General features: G+C 47.7%; 16 protein-coding genes and 2 pseudogenes. 16 read left to right on the plus strand and 2 right to left on the minus strand.

Annotated features, from left to right (window positions below):
- Positions 1-165: 165 nt before the first annotated feature.
- From QUA16_RS29075 to QUA16_RS29135, 13 genes and pseudogenes are all read left to right on the plus strand, one after another.
- Positions 166-372: pseudogene (locus tag QUA16_RS29075) on the plus strand (aspartyl protease); the annotation flags it as partial.
- Positions 373-445: 73 nt separating this feature from the next.
- A complete protein-coding gene (uvrA, locus tag QUA16_RS29080; protein WP_333107677.1) occupies positions 446-3406 on the plus strand; it encodes an excinuclease ABC subunit UvrA in 2961 nt (986 codons plus the stop codon).
- Between the two features lie 196 nt (positions 3407-3602).
- Positions 3603-6389, plus strand: a complete 2787-nt coding sequence (locus QUA16_RS29085; RefSeq protein ID WP_333107678.1) for a DNA methyltransferase — start codon at positions 3603-3605, stop codon at positions 6387-6389.
- Positions 6390-6496: 107 nt separating this feature from the next.
- The gene (locus QUA16_RS29090) at positions 6497-6727 is read left to right on the plus strand and encodes an addiction module protein (protein WP_333053276.1); all 231 of its coding nucleotides are present in this window, start codon (positions 6497-6499) and stop codon (positions 6725-6727) included.
- Between the two features lie 205 nt (positions 6728-6932).
- Positions 6933-8594 (plus strand): AIPR family protein, encoded by a 1662-nt coding sequence (locus tag QUA16_RS29095; RefSeq protein ID WP_333107679.1) that lies wholly within the window; start codon positions 6933-6935, stop codon positions 8592-8594.
- A 70-nt stretch (positions 8595-8664) separates the two neighbouring features.
- Positions 8665-10740: a DEAD/DEAH box helicase gene (locus QUA16_RS29100; protein WP_333107680.1), complete on the plus strand. Its 2076-nt coding sequence runs from the start codon at positions 8665-8667 to the stop codon at positions 10738-10740.
- Entirely contained in the window at positions 10733-11923 is a 1191-nt protein-coding gene (locus QUA16_RS29105) for a GIY-YIG nuclease family protein (RefSeq protein ID WP_333107681.1), read from the plus strand. The genes QUA16_RS29100 and QUA16_RS29105 overlap by 8 nt, the downstream gene beginning before the upstream one ends.
- Before the next feature lie 43 nt (positions 11924-11966).
- A complete protein-coding gene (locus QUA16_RS29110; RefSeq protein ID WP_333107682.1) occupies positions 11967-12383 on the plus strand; it encodes a XisH family protein in 417 nt (138 codons plus the stop codon).
- Complete coding sequence (locus QUA16_RS29115; protein WP_333107683.1) at positions 12371-12691, plus strand: XisI protein; 321 nt, start codon at positions 12371-12373, stop codon at positions 12689-12691. Before QUA16_RS29110 ends, QUA16_RS29115 begins: the two co-directional genes overlap by 13 nt.
- 205 nt (positions 12692-12896) lie before the next feature.
- Positions 12897-13100: pseudogene (locus QUA16_RS29120) on the plus strand (type II toxin-antitoxin system HigB family toxin); the annotation flags it as partial.
- 14 nt (positions 13101-13114) lie between these two features.
- Positions 13115-13492 (plus strand): transcriptional regulator, encoded by a 378-nt coding sequence (locus QUA16_RS29125; RefSeq protein WP_333107684.1) that lies wholly within the window; start codon positions 13115-13117, stop codon positions 13490-13492.
- 196 nt (positions 13493-13688) lie between these two features.
- The gene (locus tag QUA16_RS29130) at positions 13689-15239 is read left to right on the plus strand and encodes an ATP-binding protein (RefSeq protein WP_333107685.1); all 1551 of its coding nucleotides are present in this window, start codon (positions 13689-13691) and stop codon (positions 15237-15239) included.
- A 151-nt stretch (positions 15240-15390) separates the two neighbouring features.
- Positions 15391-15888 (plus strand): hypothetical protein, encoded by a 498-nt coding sequence (locus tag QUA16_RS29135; RefSeq protein ID WP_333107686.1) that lies wholly within the window; start codon positions 15391-15393, stop codon positions 15886-15888.
- A gap of 42 nt (positions 15889-15930) precedes the next feature.
- On the opposite strand, the gene QUA16_RS29140 is transcribed toward QUA16_RS29135, so the two are convergent.
- Positions 15931-16425 carry a GAF domain-containing protein gene (locus QUA16_RS29140; protein WP_333107687.1) on the minus strand — a complete coding sequence of 165 codons (495 nt, stop codon included), beginning with the start codon at positions 16423-16425 and terminating at the stop codon, positions 15931-15933.
- A gap of 387 nt (positions 16426-16812) precedes the next feature.
- Here QUA16_RS29140 and QUA16_RS29145 point away from each other — a divergent pair, with 387 nt between their 5' ends.
- Complete coding sequence (locus QUA16_RS29145) at positions 16813-17685, plus strand: alpha/beta hydrolase (protein ID WP_333107688.1); 873 nt, start codon at positions 16813-16815, stop codon at positions 17683-17685.
- A gap of 95 nt (positions 17686-17780) precedes the next feature.
- Here the strand turns inward: QUA16_RS29145 and QUA16_RS29150 are convergent, their stop codons facing one another.
- Positions 17781-17933, minus strand: coding sequence for a hypothetical protein (locus QUA16_RS29150; protein WP_333107689.1), 153 nt, complete (start codon positions 17931-17933; stop codon positions 17781-17783).
- Positions 17934-18108: 175 nt separating this feature from the next.
- Between QUA16_RS29150 and QUA16_RS29155 the strand changes: the two genes are divergently transcribed.
- Together QUA16_RS29155 and QUA16_RS29160 are read left to right on the plus strand one after the other, a co-directional pair.
- Positions 18109-19401, plus strand: a complete 1293-nt coding sequence (locus QUA16_RS29155) for a glycosyltransferase family 39 protein (RefSeq protein WP_333107690.1) — start codon at positions 18109-18111, stop codon at positions 19399-19401.
- Between the two features lie 33 nt (positions 19402-19434).
- Positions 19435-19587: a hypothetical protein gene (locus QUA16_RS29160; RefSeq protein ID WP_333181542.1), complete on the plus strand. Its 153-nt coding sequence runs from the start codon at positions 19435-19437 to the stop codon at positions 19585-19587.
- The last annotated feature ends 57 nt before the right edge of the window (positions 19588-19644 follow it).

Raw genomic sequence — 19644 nt, forward strand, 5'->3', positions numbered from 1 at the left:
TTAGAAGGTTTTTTTAGTTATTTAGTAGTGCACAAATTTAGGTATTTGTCAAATTAATTTAGATGCGTTTACCCTGCTGTTAAATGAAGGAGGACTAATTATGAAATGGAACCGAAAAATAAAAAATAAAGGTAACTTAGTTAATGCAGTTTAGATGTCGAACAGCTTAGTGAGGCGAGGATTTTTCGGGATGCTTCGATTTCTCTGTGCGGCCGCGAAGGGACTTTTGAGTGTTTGGAATTGCCAGAGGGGAAAACTCCACTTTTAGGCGTGATTCCGATGGAAGCGCTGGGAATTGAAATAGATTTGAAAAATCAAAGATTGAAGGTTTTGCCCGACGGGCCGACGGAAACTTATTTGACTATTCTTTGATATTCTTGAGTTTGGATGCCAGCTATTCGATCGGCAGCGCTAAGATGGTTAAGCACTGTTTTGCACTACTCTCATGTCCCAACGCGCCGAAACCTCAAACAGCCAGCCAAGTGCATCCCGCAACGGGCATAATTTGACGAATTCTCACTCTAACAACCAAAATACGATTCGGGTTCGCGGTGCGAGACAGCACAACCTGAAAAATATCGATCTGGAACTGCCGCGCGATCGCCTGATCGTTTTTACTGGTGTCTCCGGTTCTGGCAAGTCTTCCCTGGCTTTCGATACAATTTTTGCCGAGGGACAGCGCCGCTACGTGGAGTCTCTCAGCGCCTACGCGCGCCAGTTTTTGGGACAGTTGGACAAACCGGATGTGGACGCGATCGAAGGCTTGAGTCCGGCTATTTCGATCGACCAAAAGTCAACTTCTCATAACCCGCGATCGACTGTTGGCACTGTTACAGAAATTTACGATTATCTCAGATTGCTCTACGGCAGAGCCGGCGAACCGCACTGTCCGATTTGCGATCGCTGCATTGCGCCGCAGACAATTGATGAAATGTGCGATCGAGTCATGGCACTTCCCGATGGCACTCGCTTTCACCTTTTGGCACCAGTTGTGCGTGGAAAAAAAGGCACTCACCGCAAATTATTGTCGAGTTTAGCTGCGGAAGGATTTATTCGTGTCAAAGTTAACGGAGAAATTTTAGAACTTTCGGAAAATATCGAATTAGATAAAAATCATACGCACAATATCGAGATAGTTGTCGATCGGTTAATTAAAAAACCCGGTTTAGAAGAACGTTTAGTTGATTCTCTGGCAACTTGTTTGCGCCATTCAGAGGGAATTGCGATAATTGAAGAGTTACCGACTGAAGAAAATTCTCAACCACAGGGGCCGATGGTATTTTCCGAAAACTTTGCTTGTCCCGAACACGGCGCAGTAATGGAAGAACTTTCCCCCCGGTTATTTTCGTTTAATTCGCCCTACGGCGCGTGCCCAAACTGCCACGGTTTGGGGAGTTTGCGGACTTTTGCGCCGGAGTTGGTAGTTCCCGACGAGAAAGCGCCTCTTTATTGTGCGATCGCGCCTTGGTCAGACAAAGACAATTCCTATTATCTCTCTTTGCTTTGCAGTATTGCGGATACTTGCGGGTTTGATATCGACACTCCTTGGTATCGATTAAAGCCCGAACACCAGCAGGTAATTTTGTACGGCAATGAGTCCAAGCGCAGTGCAGAAGGTAAAAAGCGCGACGGCAGCACTGATTTTAGGAGAGATTTTAATGGCGTGATTGCCATGTTGCAGCGCCAGTACGACGATACTGGTTCTGATTTGATCAAGCAGAAGCTGGAACAGTATCGGATCGATCGCTCTTGCGAGGTTTGTCACGGCAAACGCTTGAAACCCGAAGCGCTTTCGGTGCGGTTGGGACAGTACGGAATTGTAGATTTAACCAGTATTTCGATTCGCGAATGCCGCGAACGAGTAAATAATTTGGGATTGAGCGATCGGCAATTCCAAATATCCGATTTAGCCCTGAGAGAAATCAAAGCAAGGCTGCAATTTTTGCTCGATGTCGGGTTAGATTACCTGACTTTAGATCGCGCAGCAATGACGCTTTCTGGCGGAGAAGCCCAGCGAATTCGGCTGGCGACTCAAATCGGTTCTGGTTTGACTGGTGTTCTCTACGTTTTGGACGAACCCAGCATCGGACTGCATCAAAGAGACAACTTTCGCCTGCTGCAAACCTTAACAAAATTGCGCGATTTAGGCAATACTTTGATTGTCGTAGAACACGATGAAGAAACCATGCGAGCGGCCGACCACATTGTGGATATCGGGCCCGGTGCTGGCGTCCACGGCGGCAAAATTATCTCGGAAGGAAGTTTAGAAAATTTGCTGGCGGCTGAGGGATCTTTGACTGGTGCTTATTTGTCTGGAAAACGAGTAATTGAAACCCCTAATGAAAGAAGAAAAGGCAACGGCAAAGCTCTCTCAATCATAAATGCGACGCGCAACAATTTAAAAAATATTGACGTGGAAATTCCGCTGGGAAAACTTGTCTGCGTCACGGGGGTTTCCGGTTCGGGAAAATCAACTTTAATCAATGAATTGCTGTACCCGTCGCTGCAACACTATATCACCAAAAAAGTGCCTTTACCACCCGATATGGACGCCCTCAAAACTAAAGGGGAACGCTCTCTAGAGGATGTCGTTGATAAGGTAATTGTCATCGACCAATCTCCCATCGGCCGCACTCCGCGCTCTAATCCCGCTACTTACACTGGAGTCTTTGATGTGATTCGGGATTTGTTTGCCGAAAGCATTGAAGCGAAGGCAAGAGGTTACAAAGCGGGGCAGTTTTCTTTTAACGTGAAAGGGGGAAGGTGCGAAGCTTGTGGTGGCCAGGGCGTGAACGTGATTTCGATGAATTTTCTGCCGGATGTTTACGTGCAGTGCGAGGTTTGCAAGGGTGCACGGTACAACCGGGAAACGCTGCAAGTGAAGTATAAAGGCAAGTCGATTTCTGATGTTTTGAACATGACCGTGGAGGAATCTTTGGAAATGTTTAAAAATATTCCCAGGGCGGGCGCCAGACTGCAAACTTTGGTTGATGTTGGTTTGGGTTACATTCAGTTGGGACAGCCGGCGCCGACGCTTTCTGGGGGCGAAGCGCAGCGGGTAAAACTGGCAACGGAACTGTCGCGCCGCGCTACTGGGAAGACGCTTTATTTGATTGATGAACCGACGACGGGTTTGTCGTTTTATGATGTTCACCATTTGTTAAATGTGCTGCAAAGATTGGTGGATAAGGGGAATTCAATTTTGGTAATCGAACACAATTTAGATGTGATTCGGTGCTGCGATTGGGCGATCGATTTGGGGCCTGAAGGGGGAGATAAGGGAGGCGAGATTATTGTGGCGGGGACGCCGGAGGAGGTGGCGGCAAATCCTCGTTCTTATACTGGGAAGTATTTGCAAGCGGTTTTGCAGCAGCATCCTTTGGGGGAGGCTGTAGCTGTTAGTTAATTCTCACTAAAGCACCTAACCTTCGAGGAAGGGAGATGCTGATGGGGAGTAAGAAAGATGTAGGCGATCGCCCTCCACCCCAAAACGCCGCGATCGCAACCCCCATAATCGAAAATCAAGGTAAAATCCAAAATTGCGTTAAGAGGTGATAATGGAACCTCTGAGCTACCGCCCCTGAGCTACCTATGGTCGAAGTATGAATGCAGTCGAAATCGAAGAAGCAGTTTCCAGGCTCGCTGAAGCGCCCTTTGACTCGGAAGAGTTCCCCTTTGCCTTCCTCGAAGCCTTTGGTAACAAGCCGACGACTCTCAAGCGGCTCAAAAGCAAAAGCGGTGGCTCCAACCAATCGGATCTCGGTGGCGTGCTCCAGCGCAACAATATCCATGTGAAGGTTTGCCCGGAAGGCGAGGTGACAAACACCCTCACGGCGTTGCGGGATAGTGCGGCGACGGCTCGGTATAAGGTTAAGTTTATCCTGGCCACAGATGGCAAAAGTTTTGAGGCGGAAAACCTCGCTGATGGGGAGATAGTCGCTTGCGATTACCCGGACTTTCACAACCATTTCGGTTTTTTCCTGCCCTTGGCGGGCATTACGACAGTCAAGCAGATCCGGGAGAATGCCTTTGATATCAAGGCTACGGGGCGCCTCAACCGCCTGTATGTGGAGTTGCTGAAGGAGAACCCGGAGTGGGACAAGGCCGATCGCCGGGAAGCGTTAAATCACTTCATGGCGCGACTAATCTTCTGTTTCTTCGCCGAGGATACGAATATCTTTCACAGCAATGCCCTCTTCACTGCCACCATCGAACAAATGAGTGCGAGTGATTCGTCGAATACGCACGAGGTGCTGTCGGAGATGTTTCGGGCGATGTGTACGCCACTTAAGGATCGGGAGGCGGCGAAGATTCGCAATTGGGCAGATAGATTCCCCTATGTGAATGGAGGGCTGTTTTCGGGTGGGGTGGCAGTGCCGCGTTTTAGCAAGATTGCCCGATCGTACTTACTTCATGTTGGCAATCTGGACTGGACAAAGATTAATCCCGATATTTTCGGGTCGATGATTCAGGCGGTGGCGGATGATGAGGAGCGGGGTGCGTTGGGGATGCACTATACGAGTGTACCGAATATCCTCAAGGTGTTGAATCCGCTGTTTTTGGATGATTTGCGGGAGCAATTGGAGGCAGCGGGGGAGAATGCCCGCAAGCTGCTGAATTTGCGGCAACGGATAGCGCGAATTCGGGTTTTCGATCCGGCTTGTGGTTCGGGGAATTTTCTGGTGATTGCGTATAAGAAGATGCGCGAGATTGAGTGGGAGATTAATCGTCTTCGGGGTGAGCCCGATCGCAAGTCTGAGATTCCGCTGACGAATTTTCGGGGAATTGAATTGCGTCACTTTTCTTGTGAGATTGCGCGGTTGGCCTTGATTATTGCGGAGTATCAATGTGATGTGATGTATCGAGGGCCAAAGCTGGCGCTGGCGGAGTTTTTGCCGCTCAAAAATGATAACTGGATTACCTGTGGGAATGCGTTGCGGTTGGATTGGTTGAGTCTTTGTCCGCCGACAGGAACGGGGGTGAAGTTAGTTGCGAATGATTTGTTTAGTACGCCGCTGAAACAGGCTGAGATTGATTTTGAGAATCAGGGCGGAGAGATTTATATCTGTGGAAATCCCCCGTACTATGGAAGCCGTAAACAGACGGATGAACAAAAATCCGATTTGGAGCAGCTCTGCGGTAAAAAGATAAAAAAATGGAAATCTCTGGATTATGTGGCTGGCTGGTTCCTGAAAGGTTCGGAGTTTATAGCAAATCAGCCTGCCACTTTCGCCTTTGTGTGTACCAGCTCGAATTGTGAAGGACTACAGGTATCGGTTCTCTGGAAATTTCTCCTAAGCGGCAATGCTCAAATCGTGTTCGCCTATAGACCTTTTAAGTGGGCAAATCTTGCTGCAAATAACGCTGGGGTTACTGTGAATATCGTTGGTGTTTCTACTACTTCCAACAAACAAGAGAAGAAAATATTTGAGGAGGAGCAGTTACAAGTTGTTTCTAATATCAGTCCCTACATTTTGGCAACTCCCGATATTTTTGTAGAAACAGAACCGAAACCAATTTCAACTTTACCCTCGATGATTATGGGGAGTATGCCACGCGATGGTGGGAACCTCTTGCTCTCACCTGAAGAGGCGAGGAAACTTTCTGGTTCCTATACAGAAATCCAAAGCCTCATTCGACCTTATATCGGCACCGATGAATTAGTTAAGGGAAATCAGAGAAAATGCCTTTGGATTGAGGACAGTGATTTAGATATCGCAATGTCAGTTCCTGAGATCAGAATTCGGTTGAAGAAGGTCTCTGAAATGCGAACTGTGAGTCCCCTCGATTCAACAAAAGAGTTTGCAGATCGCCCACACAGATTTGTGTATTTGGCAGGCCGAGCTAATTATCATACGGTTGGTGTTGGCGGCGCATCTTCTGAGAATAGAGAGTACCTGCCAGTTTCATTATTCGATCACCGAAGTGTCCTGAGCAATCTTGCATTCGCCCTCTACGATGCCCCACTCTGGAACATGGCACTGATCGCCTCACGCCTTCACCTAGTCTGGATCGCCACCGTCTGCGGCAAGCTAGAAACCCGATATCGCTACTCGAACACCCTCGGCTGGAACACCTTCCCCGTCCCCACCCTCACCGAGCAAAACAAAGCCGACCTCACCCGCTGCGCCGAAGATATCCTGCTAGCGCGAGAGCACTATTTCCCAGCCACGATCGCCGATATGTACGATCGCGATCGTATGGATACCGAATTCCCTCTGGTTAGGGAAGCGCACGATCGTAACGACGAAATCCTGGAACGAATCTACATTGGTCGCCGCTTCAAAAACGACACCGAACGCCTCGAAAAACTGTTTGAATTGTACACAAAAATGACCAGTCAGCCAGCACTGCCAAAAATGTCCGCCAAACCTAAAGGAGGTAAATAATGAGAAGCGCGATGGCTGCGCCCCGGCTTGCGCCTACGAGCTACCAAAATGACCCGTTAAATACAGAATGTTAAAATCAGACTAGCCCCTTATAGCCAAACAAGCCAATGCTAACCCTAGACCAACTCATTTCAGAAGCAACTGCATTACCAGATGCAGCCAAGGCTATCCTCATTGACAAAATTGTGGAGAGCATGGAAAGACAAATCGATCGAGATATTTTATTAGAAGGCGTGCAGAAAGCTCAAGAACGCATTGCCGAAATTGATAGCGGCGCAGTTCAAACCATTCCCGGAGATATTGCCTTAGCCCAAATACGGCAACTTGCACAGCAATGAAATATGAATTTCACCCAGTAGCCCTGCAAGAATATGCAGAGGCTGTGCAATCTAGACTTGAAGGGTTTTACGAATATCGTCGATTTAACTAACTGGCTTCAGCAAAAGAATTAAAAATTCTCAACTATCTCATAATCAAGCCGACCATATTCCCGCCTAGACTGAATGAAGCGAATTCTTGAGAACATACTAAGTAAATAAGTACATGGACATTAATGCATCTATCATTGACCAACGATTAGCATCAGTCGTTAACGATATTCGTCAAAAGTCCGCCGAAGAATTGCACATCCAAGATGAAGGTAAAATCAAGTCCCTCGCATTTGTATACCTATGTGTTAGAACCATCTTGGATTTAGAAGATGACGACGCTTTCGAGTGCCTGACCGAAGGATCTGGTGACTTTGGCGTAGATGCCATGCACATTTCCGAAGAGTATGATGGTGAATTTACAGTTAGCTTGTTTCAAGCAAAATACAAAAACAAGCTAGCAGGAGATTCTAACTTTCCCCAAGAAGGCATTGAAAGTTTAATCAACGCAATTCAATACTTATTTAATCCAGCAGCTAGACTAGAACATATTAATCAACGACTGCTCGCAAAAGTCGAAGAAGCTCGTAGTTTGATTCGGGATGGTTACATCCCACAGGTTCGGGCATTAGCCTGTAACAATGGCCTAAATTGGAATGCGTCTGCACAGGAAGCTATTGAACGCACTGGCTTCGGCAGTCAAGTTACGTGGGAGCATATTAATCACGAACGCTTGGTCAAAATTCTGCAAGCTTCCAAACCCGTAAAAGATTCTTTGCAACTAAGTGGCAAGGCGATCGTTGAAGATATGGAATTTAGCCGAGTATTAGTTGGCAGAATTTCCGTCACCGAAATCGCAGCACTAATTGAACGACATGGTGAACGATTATTAGAGCGGAATATTCGTCGTTACTTAGGCTTGCAAGGTAATCGCGTCAATGAGGCTATTAGAAACACTTTAACCAGCGATGAGAAGAACAATTTCTACTTTTACAATAATGGGATAACCCTAACTTGTGAAAACTTTTCGTACAACGCTTTGCAAGATGGTAATTATCAGGTGCGTGTCGAAAATTTACAAATTATCAATGGAGGCCAAACCTGTCTGACCATATTCAAAACTTTGCGTGACAACAATTTGCTTCATGAAAATGCCCAAGCTTATGTTCTGCTTCGACTTTATCAATTACCTCATGAAAACGAAAGTTTAGTTCAAAGAATCACTTATGCTACTAATAGTCAAAATCCAGTAGATCTTAAAGATTTACGCGCTAATGACGAACTCCAGCAAAGACTGGAAATAGATATTCAGCAATTAGGATTCAATTACCGCCGGAAGCGATCTGATTCTAGTACCCGTCCGATAGATATTACTTCAGGAGTAGCTGCTGAAGCCATACTATCTGTTTGGCGAGAAAAGCCTCATCAAGCAAAATTCTTCTCGCGCGAGCATTTCGGAAAACTTTATGACGCAATCTTCACCGACCAATTGAGCGGATCGCAAGTTGTAATTGCCGTTCAGCTTTACAGAATTGCAGAAAATCGTCGCAAAAGACCAAATCCTGCCGATCCAGATGTTGTTCGCTATGCTTCATGCTTTATTGCCATGCAGATGGGACGCAAGCTTCTTGCTGATTTGAATATTCAGATGAAAGACATTAGCCATCAGAATTTTCAATCGGCACAGCATCTGATTGAACAAAATAGCGAAGCCTATTTCGATGCCTCAGTACAGGATATTCAACGTGCGCTGCAAGATCTTTATGGCGAACAAGAGATTTCCTTACAGCAGCTATCTGCAACCTTTCGGCGTGGCGATTTAATCAGTAGACTTTGACTTACCAAAATGAATGTCCGATAAGTGCTACCGAACAGCCTGTCAATCGCAAAACCAAAGTTTACCACCCATGAGCAAACCGATCGCGATTCCCTCAGTTTCCGTCACCTACGCCCAGGATGGCACCTCCACCCGCCCCAACGCCCTCGGTATGCGCCCGATGCAAGAACGCGCCTACCAAAAGCGCGGCGAACAATACCTCCTGATCAAATCGCCCCCCGCCTCCGGCAAAAGTCGCGCATTGATGTTCATCGCCCTGGACAAACTAGAGAACCAGAACCTCAAACAAGCCATCATCGTCGTGCCAGAAAAGGCGATCGGCTCCAGCTTCCACGATGAGCCGCTGAGTCAGTTTGGCTTTTGGGCCGATTGGCAAGTTGAACCGAAGTGGAATCTCTGCGACGCACCGGGAAACGACGGCGGCAAAGTGGGCGCGGTGCAGAAGTTTCTAGCCAGTGGTGCCAAGATTCTGGTCTGCACTCACGCCACATTCCGCTTTGCCGTGGACAAATTCGGCATCGAAGTCTTAGACGATCGCCTGATCGCCATAGACGAATTTCACCATGTTTCGTCCAACCCAGACAACAAGCTGGGCGATCGTGTCCGCCAACTCATGGCCCGCGACAAAACCCACATCATAGCCATGACCGGCTCCTACTTTCGCGGCGATGCCGAAGCCGTCTTGCACCCGGAAGACGAATCCCGATTCGATACCGTCACCTACACCTACTACGAACAGCTCAACGGCTACCAATACCTGAAGCAACTCGACATTGGCTACTACTTCTACGCGGGTAGCTACACCGACGAGATCGTGCAGGTGCTAAACCCCAAAGAGAAAACTATCCTGCACATTCCCAACGTCAACTCCCGCGAAAGTACGAAGGACAAGATCCGCGAGGTGGAGCACATCATCGAGGAACTGGGCGAATGGCAAGGCACCGATCCCAAGACGGGATTTCAACTCGTCAAAACCGCCGACGGCACGATCCTCAAGATTGCCGATCTCGTAGACGACGACCCCACCAAACGGGATAAAGTCGCCACCGCCCTAAAAGACCCCACCCATAAGAACAATCGCGATCGTGTGGACATCATCATCGCCCTCGGCATGGCGAAAGAGGGTTTTGATTGGATCTGGTGCGAGCACGCCCTGACGATCGGCTACCGCTCCAGTTTGACAGAGATTATTCAGATTATCGGTCGCGCCACCCGTGATGCACCAGGGAAAACCCGCGCTCGATTCACCAACCTGATTGCTGAGCCGGATGCCGCCGAATCTGCCGTCACCGAGGCAGTGAACGACACGCTCAAAGCCATTGCGGCCAGCCTACTGATGGAGCAAGTGCTCGCGCCACGCTTCGAGTTCAAACCCAAGCGCCCCGACAATCAACCAACACCCGGTTTCGACTACGGGGAAGATGGTTACAATCCAGGCAAGTGCAACGTGGGCATCAATCCAGAGAGAGGCCTGATTCAAATGGAAATTAAGGGATTAGCCGAACCCAAGAGCCCGGAAGCCGAACGCATCTGCCGCGAAGACTTGACCGAACTGGTGACGGCCTTTGTCCAAGATAAGCCCGCGATCGAGCGCGGCCTATTTGATGAAGAACTGGTGCCGGAAGAACTCACCCAAGTTCGCATGGGCAAAATCGTCAAAGAGAAGTTCCCAAATCTAGAAGCGGAAGATCGAGAAGCCGTCCGCCAACACGCGATCGCCGCCCTAACCCTTGTCCAGCAAGCTAAAAAAACCATGAACGAAAGTGGTGGGCAGTACGCCACAAATCCTGGTGGTGGGGAAGCAGCGAAAAACACCTCACTCCTCGATGGGGTGAGGAAGTTCGCCCTATCGGTAACAGATCTCGATATGGATCTGATCGATCGCATCAATCCCTTTGGGGAAGCCTACGCCATCCTAGCTAAGTCCATGAGCGAAGAACGGCTGAAGCAGGTGGCAGAAGTCATTGCGGCTAAGCGAGTAACCCTTAGCGTGGAAGAAGCGCGGGAATTAGCCAAACGGGCGCTGCGGTTCAAGCAAGAAAAAGGCAGGTTGCCCTCTCTCACAGCAGTCGATCCCTGGGAAAAACGGATGGCAGAAGGAGTTGCCTTCCTGCAACGCAAAGTGAAGGAGGAAACTAATGCCTAAGTACACCACCGATGATGATTTGGAATTGCTCGGTGAATTGGGCATGGACATGACCCCCGAACCCTCCGGCCAGCGTTCTGCCAGAGAAGAGCGGATCGTCGCAGGCTTTGAGGAGATCGAGCGGTTTGTGGAAGAATATGGCAGACTGCCCCAGCATGGGGAAGATCGGGATATCTTCGAGCGACTTTATGCCGTGCGACTCGATCGCCTGCGAGAATCGGAGGAATGTCGCGCAGTCTTAGAACCGCTAGACTCACGCGGACTGTTAGATGCTGAGACTGATACCAGCCTGATCGCAGAAAGCAATCTGACAGATGAAGCACTGCTGACCTCCCTTGGCATCGATACAGCCTCAGAGAACGATGTTACCCAGCTTACTCATGTGCGATCGCGCAGCGAAATCAAAGCAGCCGAGGAAATCGCCCAACGGACTCCCTGCCAGGACTTTGATGAATTCAAACCCATCTTTGACAAAGTGCAACGGCAATTGCAGTCGGGGGAACGGCAAACCATCAAATACCAGGACTATGCGGCCGTAAAGGAAGGTGATTTGTTCATCCTTGATGGGCAGAAGGTGATGGTGGTCGATATGGGTGAGCCGTTTGTCAGTGACTATGGTCGATCGGACTGCCGACTGAGGGTGGTTTATGACAATGCCACCGAGAGCGATTTGCTAGTGCGATCGCTCCAGCGTGCTTTAAATAAAGACAAGGCCAGCCGCCGCATCACCACCCCAGATTTCGGCCCCCTGTTTTCTCACATTGAAGCAGCAGACGACTTACCAACTGGGTACATTTACGTGCTCAGGAGCCAATCGGATCATCCCTTCATTGCTGAGAATCGGTCTGTCATTCACAAGATTGGTGTCACCGGAGGAGACGTAAAAAGCCGAATTGCCAACGCCAAGAAAGACCCCACCTATCTGCTAGCAGATGTGGAAATCGTCGCAAAATTCAAACTGGCAAATATGAACCGGAAGCGACTTGAGGCACTCCTTCAGAAGTTCTTCGCCAGCGCTCGATTGGATTTGGAATTACAGGATCGCTTCGGTATACCAGTGCAGCCAAGGGAGTGGTTCCTCGTTCCACTAGAAGTCATTGAGGAGGCGATCGAAAAAATCAAGGAAGGAACCCTCGATCAATTCCGGTACGATCGGGAAACAGCAAGTCTCACTCGATCGTAATGCTATCTAAGGGGAATACGTCCAATTAGAACCCAAACTAAAAATGGCAAAGGATCTCTTCCACAACAGGGTCAAAATCGCCCTACAAAAAGATGGCTGGAAGATTACTCACGATCCCTACCAGTTACGTTATGGTGTTGCTGATGTCTACATCGATCTTGCAGCCAAAGAAGCGATCGCCGCTGAAAAAGAAGGACGTAAAATAGCTGTAGAAGTCAAAAGTTTCGCAGGTGGCTCCACCATTTCTGAATTGCACACCGCCCTCGGTCAATTCCTCAACTATCGCATTGCCATCGAAGTCTCTAGCGAACCAGAACGTATACTCTATCTGGCAGTGCCCACCGATATCTACCAAATGTTTCTCAGATTTGAACCCGCAAAAACTGTCATCGAACGTTATGAAATTCGACTAATTATTTACAATCCAATTCGTGAGGCGATCGACCAATGGATAGACTAAACGAATACCGCCAAATTGTTTGTGACTTTCTCGAAGACTTTTCTAAAAATGACGCAAATGCTCAGTTAATCTTCGATATCGCCCGCGATCGATACCTCGTTATGCACAACGAATGGCGCGACGAATATCGCATCTATGGGTGTGCCATGCAGCTTGATATCATCGAAAATCAAATCTGGATTCAACACAACAGTACCGAGATTTATATCGATCGAGAACTGATTCAACGTGGCGTGTCTCCTCAAGATATCATTCTGGGGTTTCGCTCCCCCAGCATCCGAAAACTCCTTGCCACCAACTATTCCTAGAGACAAAGATTCTGTGATAAAATGATGAGATAGCACGTTATTATTTGCCCTAGGAAAATGGCAAAACCGATATTTCAATTGTCTCGTGTTTCGGGAGTTCCAGTCACAAAGTTCTATGCGTATTTTGTCCTCCAGCACCTTGCGAAACTTTTGGGAAACTCATCCAGATGCCTCAGAAGCACTAAAAACTTGATACTACGAAGCGTCTCGCGCCGATTGGCAGAGTCCAGTCGATGTTAAGTCCGCTCATGGTAATGCCAGCATCATTGGCAACAATCGTGTTGTGTTTAACATCAAAGGCAATTCCTATCGGCTGATTGTTGCCATTCGTTATGACATCGGCATTATTTTTATCCGCTTTATTGGCACTCATGCCGAGTATGACAAGGTAGATGCAGAAACAATCTAAACACAAATTGATATATGGAAATACGTCCAATTAGAACCCAAACTGACTATCAGGATGCCCTTCGAGAGGTTGAATTGCTGTTTAATGCAGCTCCAAATACACCTGAGTCCGATCGCCTAGATGTGCTCAGTACCCTAGTAGAAGCTTACGAGAAGGCACACTTTCCGATCGCAATACCCGATCCAATTGCAGCCATTCAATACTACATGGATGCCCGCGGATGGTCTGGTAGCGATTTGGAACAATGTATTGGCAGTCGAGTTAAAGTTTCTGAGATATTATCTCGCAAACGATCCTTGACTCTGGAAATGATTCGGAAGCTGAATCAAGAGTTAGGAATTCCCGCTGAGATTCTCATCCAGCCCTATGAGTCGCTACAAACCTCCGCCTAACAATAGAACACCATTCCGACAACAGCACAGTAAACTGAGAGTGACCCCATTTGGGAGCATCTCAGTTTTGTAAAAAGCATTTTTTTTATTGTAGTGCGAGCGTCCCCGCTCGCGTATTGTACAATACGCGAGCGGGGACGCTCGCACTGTAAATGCAAAACTGAGATGCTCCCCCCCATTTAGCCCCAATTAACCTATGCCACGCTGGTTCAATACCGCAGGCCCCTGTCGCGAAGACATCCACTATCTGCTCCCTGCTACCCGTCGCCTCCCCAACCTAGAGCGACTGATTGCTCAGCAGAACTATTTCGTCATTCATGCACCCCGACAAGTGGGTAAAACCACCGCCATGCTAGCTTTAGCCAAACAACTCACCGACAGCGGACAATACACCGCCGTCATGGTTTCGGCTGAAGTCGGCGCACCCTTCAGTCAAGACATCGCAGGTGCAGAAGAGGCGATTTTGGCTGCTTGGCGGCGGGCGATTTCCGTCCGACTTCCCCAGGAATTACAGCCTCCTGCTTGGCCTTCGTTGGAATCGGGACAGCGAATCGGCGATGCACTGAGTCTTTGGGCGCAAGCATCCCCTCGTCCTTTGGTAATTTTTATTGATGAAATTGACGCACTGCAAGACCAAGCCTTGATTTCCATCTTGCGCCAACTGCGCGATGCTTATCCCAATCGTCCTAAAGCTTTTCCTCAATCCGTTGGCTTAATCGGTTTGCGAGATGTTCGCGATTACAAAGTCGCTGCGGGTGGTAGCGACAGACTCAATACTTCTAGTCCGTTTAATATTAAAGTGCGATCGCTAACTTTACGAAATTTTAACGCCGAAGAAGTCGCCGAACTCTACGCACAACACACTCAAGATACCGGACAAGTTTTTACACCCGAAGCAACAGCCTTAGCCTTTGAATTGACTCAGGGACAGCCTTGGTTAGTCAATGCGCTAGCCAAGGAAATAGTAGAAGAATTAGTTACTGATGAATCGATCGCAATTACAGCCGACCATATTTTAACAGCTAAAGAAATTATAATTCAACGTCAAGATACGCATTTGGATAGTTTGGCAGAACGACTCCGAGAAAATCGAGTCAAAGCGATTATCGAGCCGATTTTAGCAGGACAAGAACTGCCCGAGTCTTCTAATGACGATCGCCAATACCTCGTAGATTTGGGCTTGCTAAAACGATCTCCGGCGGGGGGTTTAGTCATCGCCAATCCGATTTATCGAGAAGTTTTGCCGCGAGTCTTAGCCCAAGGACCGCAAGATAGTTTACCGATTATCAGTCCGAGTTGGTTGAACTCTCGCGGAGAACTGATGACCGATGCCTTACTCCAAGCTTTTATGGCCTTTTGGTTGCAACATGGCGAACCGTTACTCAAAAGTGCTTCCTATCCCGAAATAGCCCCTCATTTAGTGCTGATGGCGTTTCTGCATCGGGTGATTAATGGCGGGGGAACTTTGGAACGGGAATATGCGATCGGGCGCGATCGCATGGATCTATGTTTGCGCTACGGTGAGGTAACATTGGGTATTGAACTGAAGGTTTGGCGGACTAAGAAAGCCGACCCTCTGAGCAAAGGTTTGGAACAGTTAGATGGATATTTGGCTCGATTGGGACAGGATTCGGGTTGGTTGGTAATATTCGATCGCCGCGAGAATGCACCGGAAATCGAAGAACGGCTGAACACTGAGATTCATACTACTCCAATCGGGCGATCTGTTACTGTTATTCGAGCTTGAAGTTCTGTATAGGACTTACGCAGCCACAACCTAATTATGTCATTCTGACCGCAGGGAAGAATCTCAAGCCCTGGTAGATTCATTATCCGTGTATAACTCGTGTAAGAGTTAGCAAAACATTAGTATTTATTTGATTATAATCTTAAAGATTATGGATTATTGTTATATAGAGTTCGCATCAAAAGATACAAATTCCCTCTACCGCGCGATTGAACTCTTCACCATGATTAAGCTTGCAAAAGAGACCGATGAAACAACCAACGATCGACCATTTATAAACTATTTGACCGACGCAGAACGTTCATATTTTTGGAATCCCTCCCCTGAAGAAGAAGAAGAGTGGAGCGACGAATGGTTTTCCACGCCGATCGAAATTCGCCGCTCTTCTAGAATGCTGACCCCACCGTGGGATTTAGAATCTATGCTCGATGCGTTTTGGGTGGGAGATTACGAGCTGATTGACATTCAAGAACAAAAAGGAAAATACTACTTAAGGTTCGATCCGCATGGCTATCCATACGGTGGTACAGGTTGCATGGTCGCTTTGCTTGAATGCTTTGGTCATAGGGTTGTGGGCATAAATGATGGCGCTGGGTACGAGAAATACACGCCAAAAACTGAGTTCTGGAAGCCGAAGCAGAATGGATAGAATGCACCTCAACTTTCACAAAGCAGGATTTTGGATGAAAGATTAACTATCTTGAATTGTCGGAGACATTGCCATATTTTGTGCTTGTTGCTGCATGAATTCAATGTCCGATCGCAACCAAGTGCGGGGCCCGCTGCACTGATGAGCAATTAACAGCCCCCACAGTCCTTTGTTCGTTAAAATTGGCACGACTAAATTGGCGCGAACTTTCAGGCTACGCAGAAAATCTCGGTGGCATGGGTTAATTGGTTCTACTTCAATATCTGCAATTGCTTTAACTCTGCCGGCTTCGTACAAAGCAGCGTATTCGTCGTTAAAACATTCATCTGGCCCTGTTGAACCCAAGATTGAGAGTTCGATCGCACTTAACATCTCGTAAGTCACTCGACCTTGCCACTGTCTGTAAAAATAGTACAGTACGGCGCGATCGCTCTGCAAAACTTCTCGAATGTCGTAGAGGGATTTTTCAACGAATACATCGCGCTTTAGACGATCTGTCAAGCGGTTAACAATGTTTTGCAGCCGATCGCCAGACATAGTATTAACTCCTTTAATTCCTAGTACACTCGCCAGATATTAATTCTTGAACTTACACAATCACCACACCTCAATTTGTGGCGCTTCGGGATTTTTGCGCCCTCGAAAATGAGTAATTTTTGGCTTAACAGTTGTCGGGATGCGAGCAACATTATACTATTATCTTGACAGAGATAGCAATATTTTCGGGAAACGGGCGATGGCGTCGGGCCCCGGAAGCTACGGCTTTTTTTGCGCGAAGAAGCACCGGCGGGACGCCTGTTCCACAAAGGAAGAGAAAAGGAAGAGTTTACAAGTGCTGGGAGAATTGCTAGATCGGCCTAAAGTTGGTTCCTCTTAAAGAGAGGAACTGCTACGATATCTCGATATCTAGAGGAAGCATCAAATATGTCTGTGCTAGAAGCTGCTTGGAAACACGAATTTATCGCTACGAACGGCATTAAACTGCACTATGTCACTCAAGGTTCTGGGCCGCTGATGCTGATGCTGCACGGATTTCCTGAATTTTGGTATTCTTGGCGGCATCAAATCCCGGAATTTGCATCAGATTATAAAGTCGTCGCTGTGGATCTCAGGGGTTACAACGACAGCGACAAACCTCACGATCGATCTGCTTACGTGATGGCAGAGTTTGTTCAAGATGTCAAGGGCATTATTCAGGGTTTGGGATACGAAAGTTGCGTCTTAGTTGGTCACGACTGGGGAGGCGCGATCGCCTGGAATTTTGCTTATGCTTATCCCCAAATGGTGGATAAATTAATTGTGATGAATCTACCCCATCCGGCCAAGTTTGCTGAAGGGCTACGCACTCCCCAACAATTGTTGAAAAGTTGGTACATCTTTTTGTTTCAGTTGCCAGTTTTGCCGGAGTTGTTAATTCAATTGGGCGACTATCAGGCAATTTCGGCTGCTTTGGAAGGTATGGCGGTTGACAAAAGCGCCTTTACTCCCTCAGATATCGAAGCTTACAAAGATGCGGCTGCCAAACGGGGCGCTCTGACTGCTACTATCAATTATTACCGCAATATTGCTCGCGGATTTCTCGATCGCCCGAATTGGAGGGTTCTGGAAGTTCCCACGCTGATGATTTGGGGAGAAAATGATGCCGCCCTCGGCAAAGAGTTAACCTATGGAACAGCAGATTACGTCCGGGATTTTCAGATTCATTACATTCCTAATTGCAGCCACTGGGTGCAGCAGGAACAGCCGCAGTTAGTGAATAGGTACATGAGAGATTTTTTGGCAAGTAAGTTCATTTAATATCATATCCAGTTTGATCGGAATGCTACTGAGCCGGCGAGTAGGACGATCGCGATTCACTCAGAAAATTATTATTCCCATGCCAGCAGAGATATTCACCGACTGCTGATTCCCTCCGTAGTGCGCCCGCTCATTTCGCTGGGGTGAATGCGGTAAATTGCAATTACCTCCGCACGTCCCAGCGAGTCAATCCAGGTGCGATTGATGGCGGGTGAAAGTTTGGGGTTGTGTTCTTTGACCAATTCCATCGCGCGCTGTCTGGCTGTTCCGTAAGACGTTCTGCTCGCCCGTTCACATTAAATATAATCTGTGGTATAAAAACATCTCTTCTCCAAAAAGATGGAAGGTGAAATGATATAATTTTTGACATTCCCAACCTAAAAAATGGGGAGCAAGCCAATCAAATGTTCGCAGTCAGTTTTTATGACACCAGACATCTTGGCAGCGCAGCAGCAAAGAAATCACCGCATAATTGTCTCGGCCCTCATTTGTCTGACGCTGCTGGGACTGGCATTGCGCCTTTATTTGGCGTGGCGCACCAACCAAACTCTCCCCGATACCCCCGCCCGTCTCAGAGGCGACGAACCGGGCTATGAACGTTTCGCATACGATCTGCTGAACGGTTATTTTTTTCAGAGGCCAGGCAGGACGCCTGTTTATCCCTTTTTTATAGCTGGATGCTATGCAATTTTTGGTCGTTCTCCCGCATCTGTAGTCTACGTACAAGCTTTTTTGGGGGCGACAATCATCCCGCTAACTTTTATCCTGGCACGGCGTTTTACTGGCCCTCAAAGTGCCTTAGTAGCGGCTGGATTAGTTGCGATCAATCCCTCCCTCATTCATCATGTCAGGCTGCTGCAAACAGAGGTTTTATACACGCCTTTAATACTTTTAACAGTGCTGGGCCTGTTGCGGGCATTGGAACAGCCGCAGTGGCAAAATTTTTCATTAGCAGGTGCGCTGTTGGCAATTACGAATCTTTGTCGCCCGACAGGGATGTTGCTTCCAGCAATTGTGCCACTATTGATGCCGCGTCAATGGCATTTTAAGCGCAAGATTGCTTTGTTTCTTGCTTATTTGGGCGCAATTATCATCATTACTGCACCTTGGACTTACCATAATTATCGAACGCACAAAACTTTTTTGATTTACAGCGTTTCTACGGCGCTGCTGTGGCAAGGAAGTCCAGAGTTTTATCATTTGGCTTATGAAAAACTGCCAAAACGCCATATTGTTCAGATTTGGGAGGAAGAACTCAATCCGGCTCGGAATGGGGGACACAATGCTTTTACAATTGAGGGCGATCGCTATTTTACCAAACGGGCGATCGCTTCCATCCTCCGCGAGCCTGCTGTCTATCTCTGGTATTGTGTGCAAAAAGCAGTTTTTTTCTGGTTGGGAAACCCTATAAGTGACTGGCCTTATCAGGATCTGTTTAATGTGAAGGCAATGCGGCTATTCTTTTCGCCGCCACAGATAGTCGGCATGTTAGCGGCGCGAAATTTGCCTGTATTTGCTGCTTTGGGCATGATAGTTTTGCGGCATCGCTGGCGGGAGTTTTTGCCGCTGTTGCTAGTCTGTGCCTATTTTACTGTGATTCATGCGCTCACTTTTACAGAAGTTCGGCACAGTGAGCCGCTGCACCCGATTTTGGCGGTCGTAATTGCTACGGCGGCGGGAGAACTTCAGCGTCGCTTGAAGTTAATTAGTCAGTAGGTATTAGGCAGTTTGTCATGAGTTATTAACCCAGTGTGCTCAAAAAGAATTATTCGGAATTTTACCATCGCCATTTTAATCGCCCTCAGCCTTGAGTTGTACAGCCCAACGGCAATTTTTGTTCAAAACATCGAAACAATTAAAATTTCCGGCAATGCTGCGGGTGTTAAGCTGTTGTGCATTTAAATTGTATATTTCGAGTCCCGATCAAAAATCGTCAAATCCTCTCCCCCGATCCCCATC

It is taken from the genome of Microcoleus sp. S13_C3 (genome assembly GCF_036700905.1).
Taxonomy (GTDB): domain Bacteria; phylum Cyanobacteriota; class Cyanobacteriia; order Cyanobacteriales; family Microcoleaceae; genus Microcoleus.

Coding starts and splice junctions, on each gene's coding strand:
- QUA16_RS29095 (WP_333107679.1), top strand. CDS start 6,933: ATGGACATTAATGCATCTATCATTGACCAACGATTAGCATCAGTCGTT.
- QUA16_RS29085 (WP_333107678.1), top strand. CDS start 3,603: ATGAATGCAGTCGAAATCGAAGAAGCAGTTTCCAGGCTCGCTGAAGCG.
- QUA16_RS29135 (WP_333107686.1), top strand. CDS start 15,391: ATGGATTATTGTTATATAGAGTTCGCATCAAAAGATACAAATTCCCTC.
- QUA16_RS29115 (WP_333107683.1), top strand. CDS start 12,371: ATGGATAGACTAAACGAATACCGCCAAATTGTTTGTGACTTTCTCGAA.
- QUA16_RS29150 (WP_333107689.1), bottom strand. CDS start 17,933: ATGGAATTGGTCAAAGAACACAACCCCAAACTTTCACCCGCCATCAAT.
- QUA16_RS29155 (WP_333107690.1), top strand. CDS start 18,109: ATGACACCAGACATCTTGGCAGCGCAGCAGCAAAGAAATCACCGCATA.
- QUA16_RS29105 (WP_333107681.1), top strand. CDS start 10,733: ATGCCTAAGTACACCACCGATGATGATTTGGAATTGCTCGGTGAATTG.
- QUA16_RS29145 (WP_333107688.1), top strand. CDS start 16,813: ATGTCTGTGCTAGAAGCTGCTTGGAAACACGAATTTATCGCTACGAAC.
- QUA16_RS29130 (WP_333107685.1), top strand. CDS start 13,689: ATGCCACGCTGGTTCAATACCGCAGGCCCCTGTCGCGAAGACATCCAC.
- QUA16_RS29110 (WP_333107682.1), top strand. CDS start 11,967: ATGGCAAAGGATCTCTTCCACAACAGGGTCAAAATCGCCCTACAAAAA.
- QUA16_RS29100 (WP_333107680.1), top strand. CDS start 8,665: ATGAGCAAACCGATCGCGATTCCCTCAGTTTCCGTCACCTACGCCCAG.
- QUA16_RS29140 (WP_333107687.1), bottom strand. CDS start 16,425: ATGTCTGGCGATCGGCTGCAAAACATTGTTAACCGCTTGACAGATCGT.
- QUA16_RS29125 (WP_333107684.1), top strand. CDS start 13,115: ATGGAAATACGTCCAATTAGAACCCAAACTGACTATCAGGATGCCCTT.
- QUA16_RS29090 (WP_333053276.1), top strand. CDS start 6,497: ATGCTAACCCTAGACCAACTCATTTCAGAAGCAACTGCATTACCAGAT.
- uvrA (WP_333107677.1), top strand. CDS start 446: ATGTCCCAACGCGCCGAAACCTCAAACAGCCAGCCAAGTGCATCCCGC.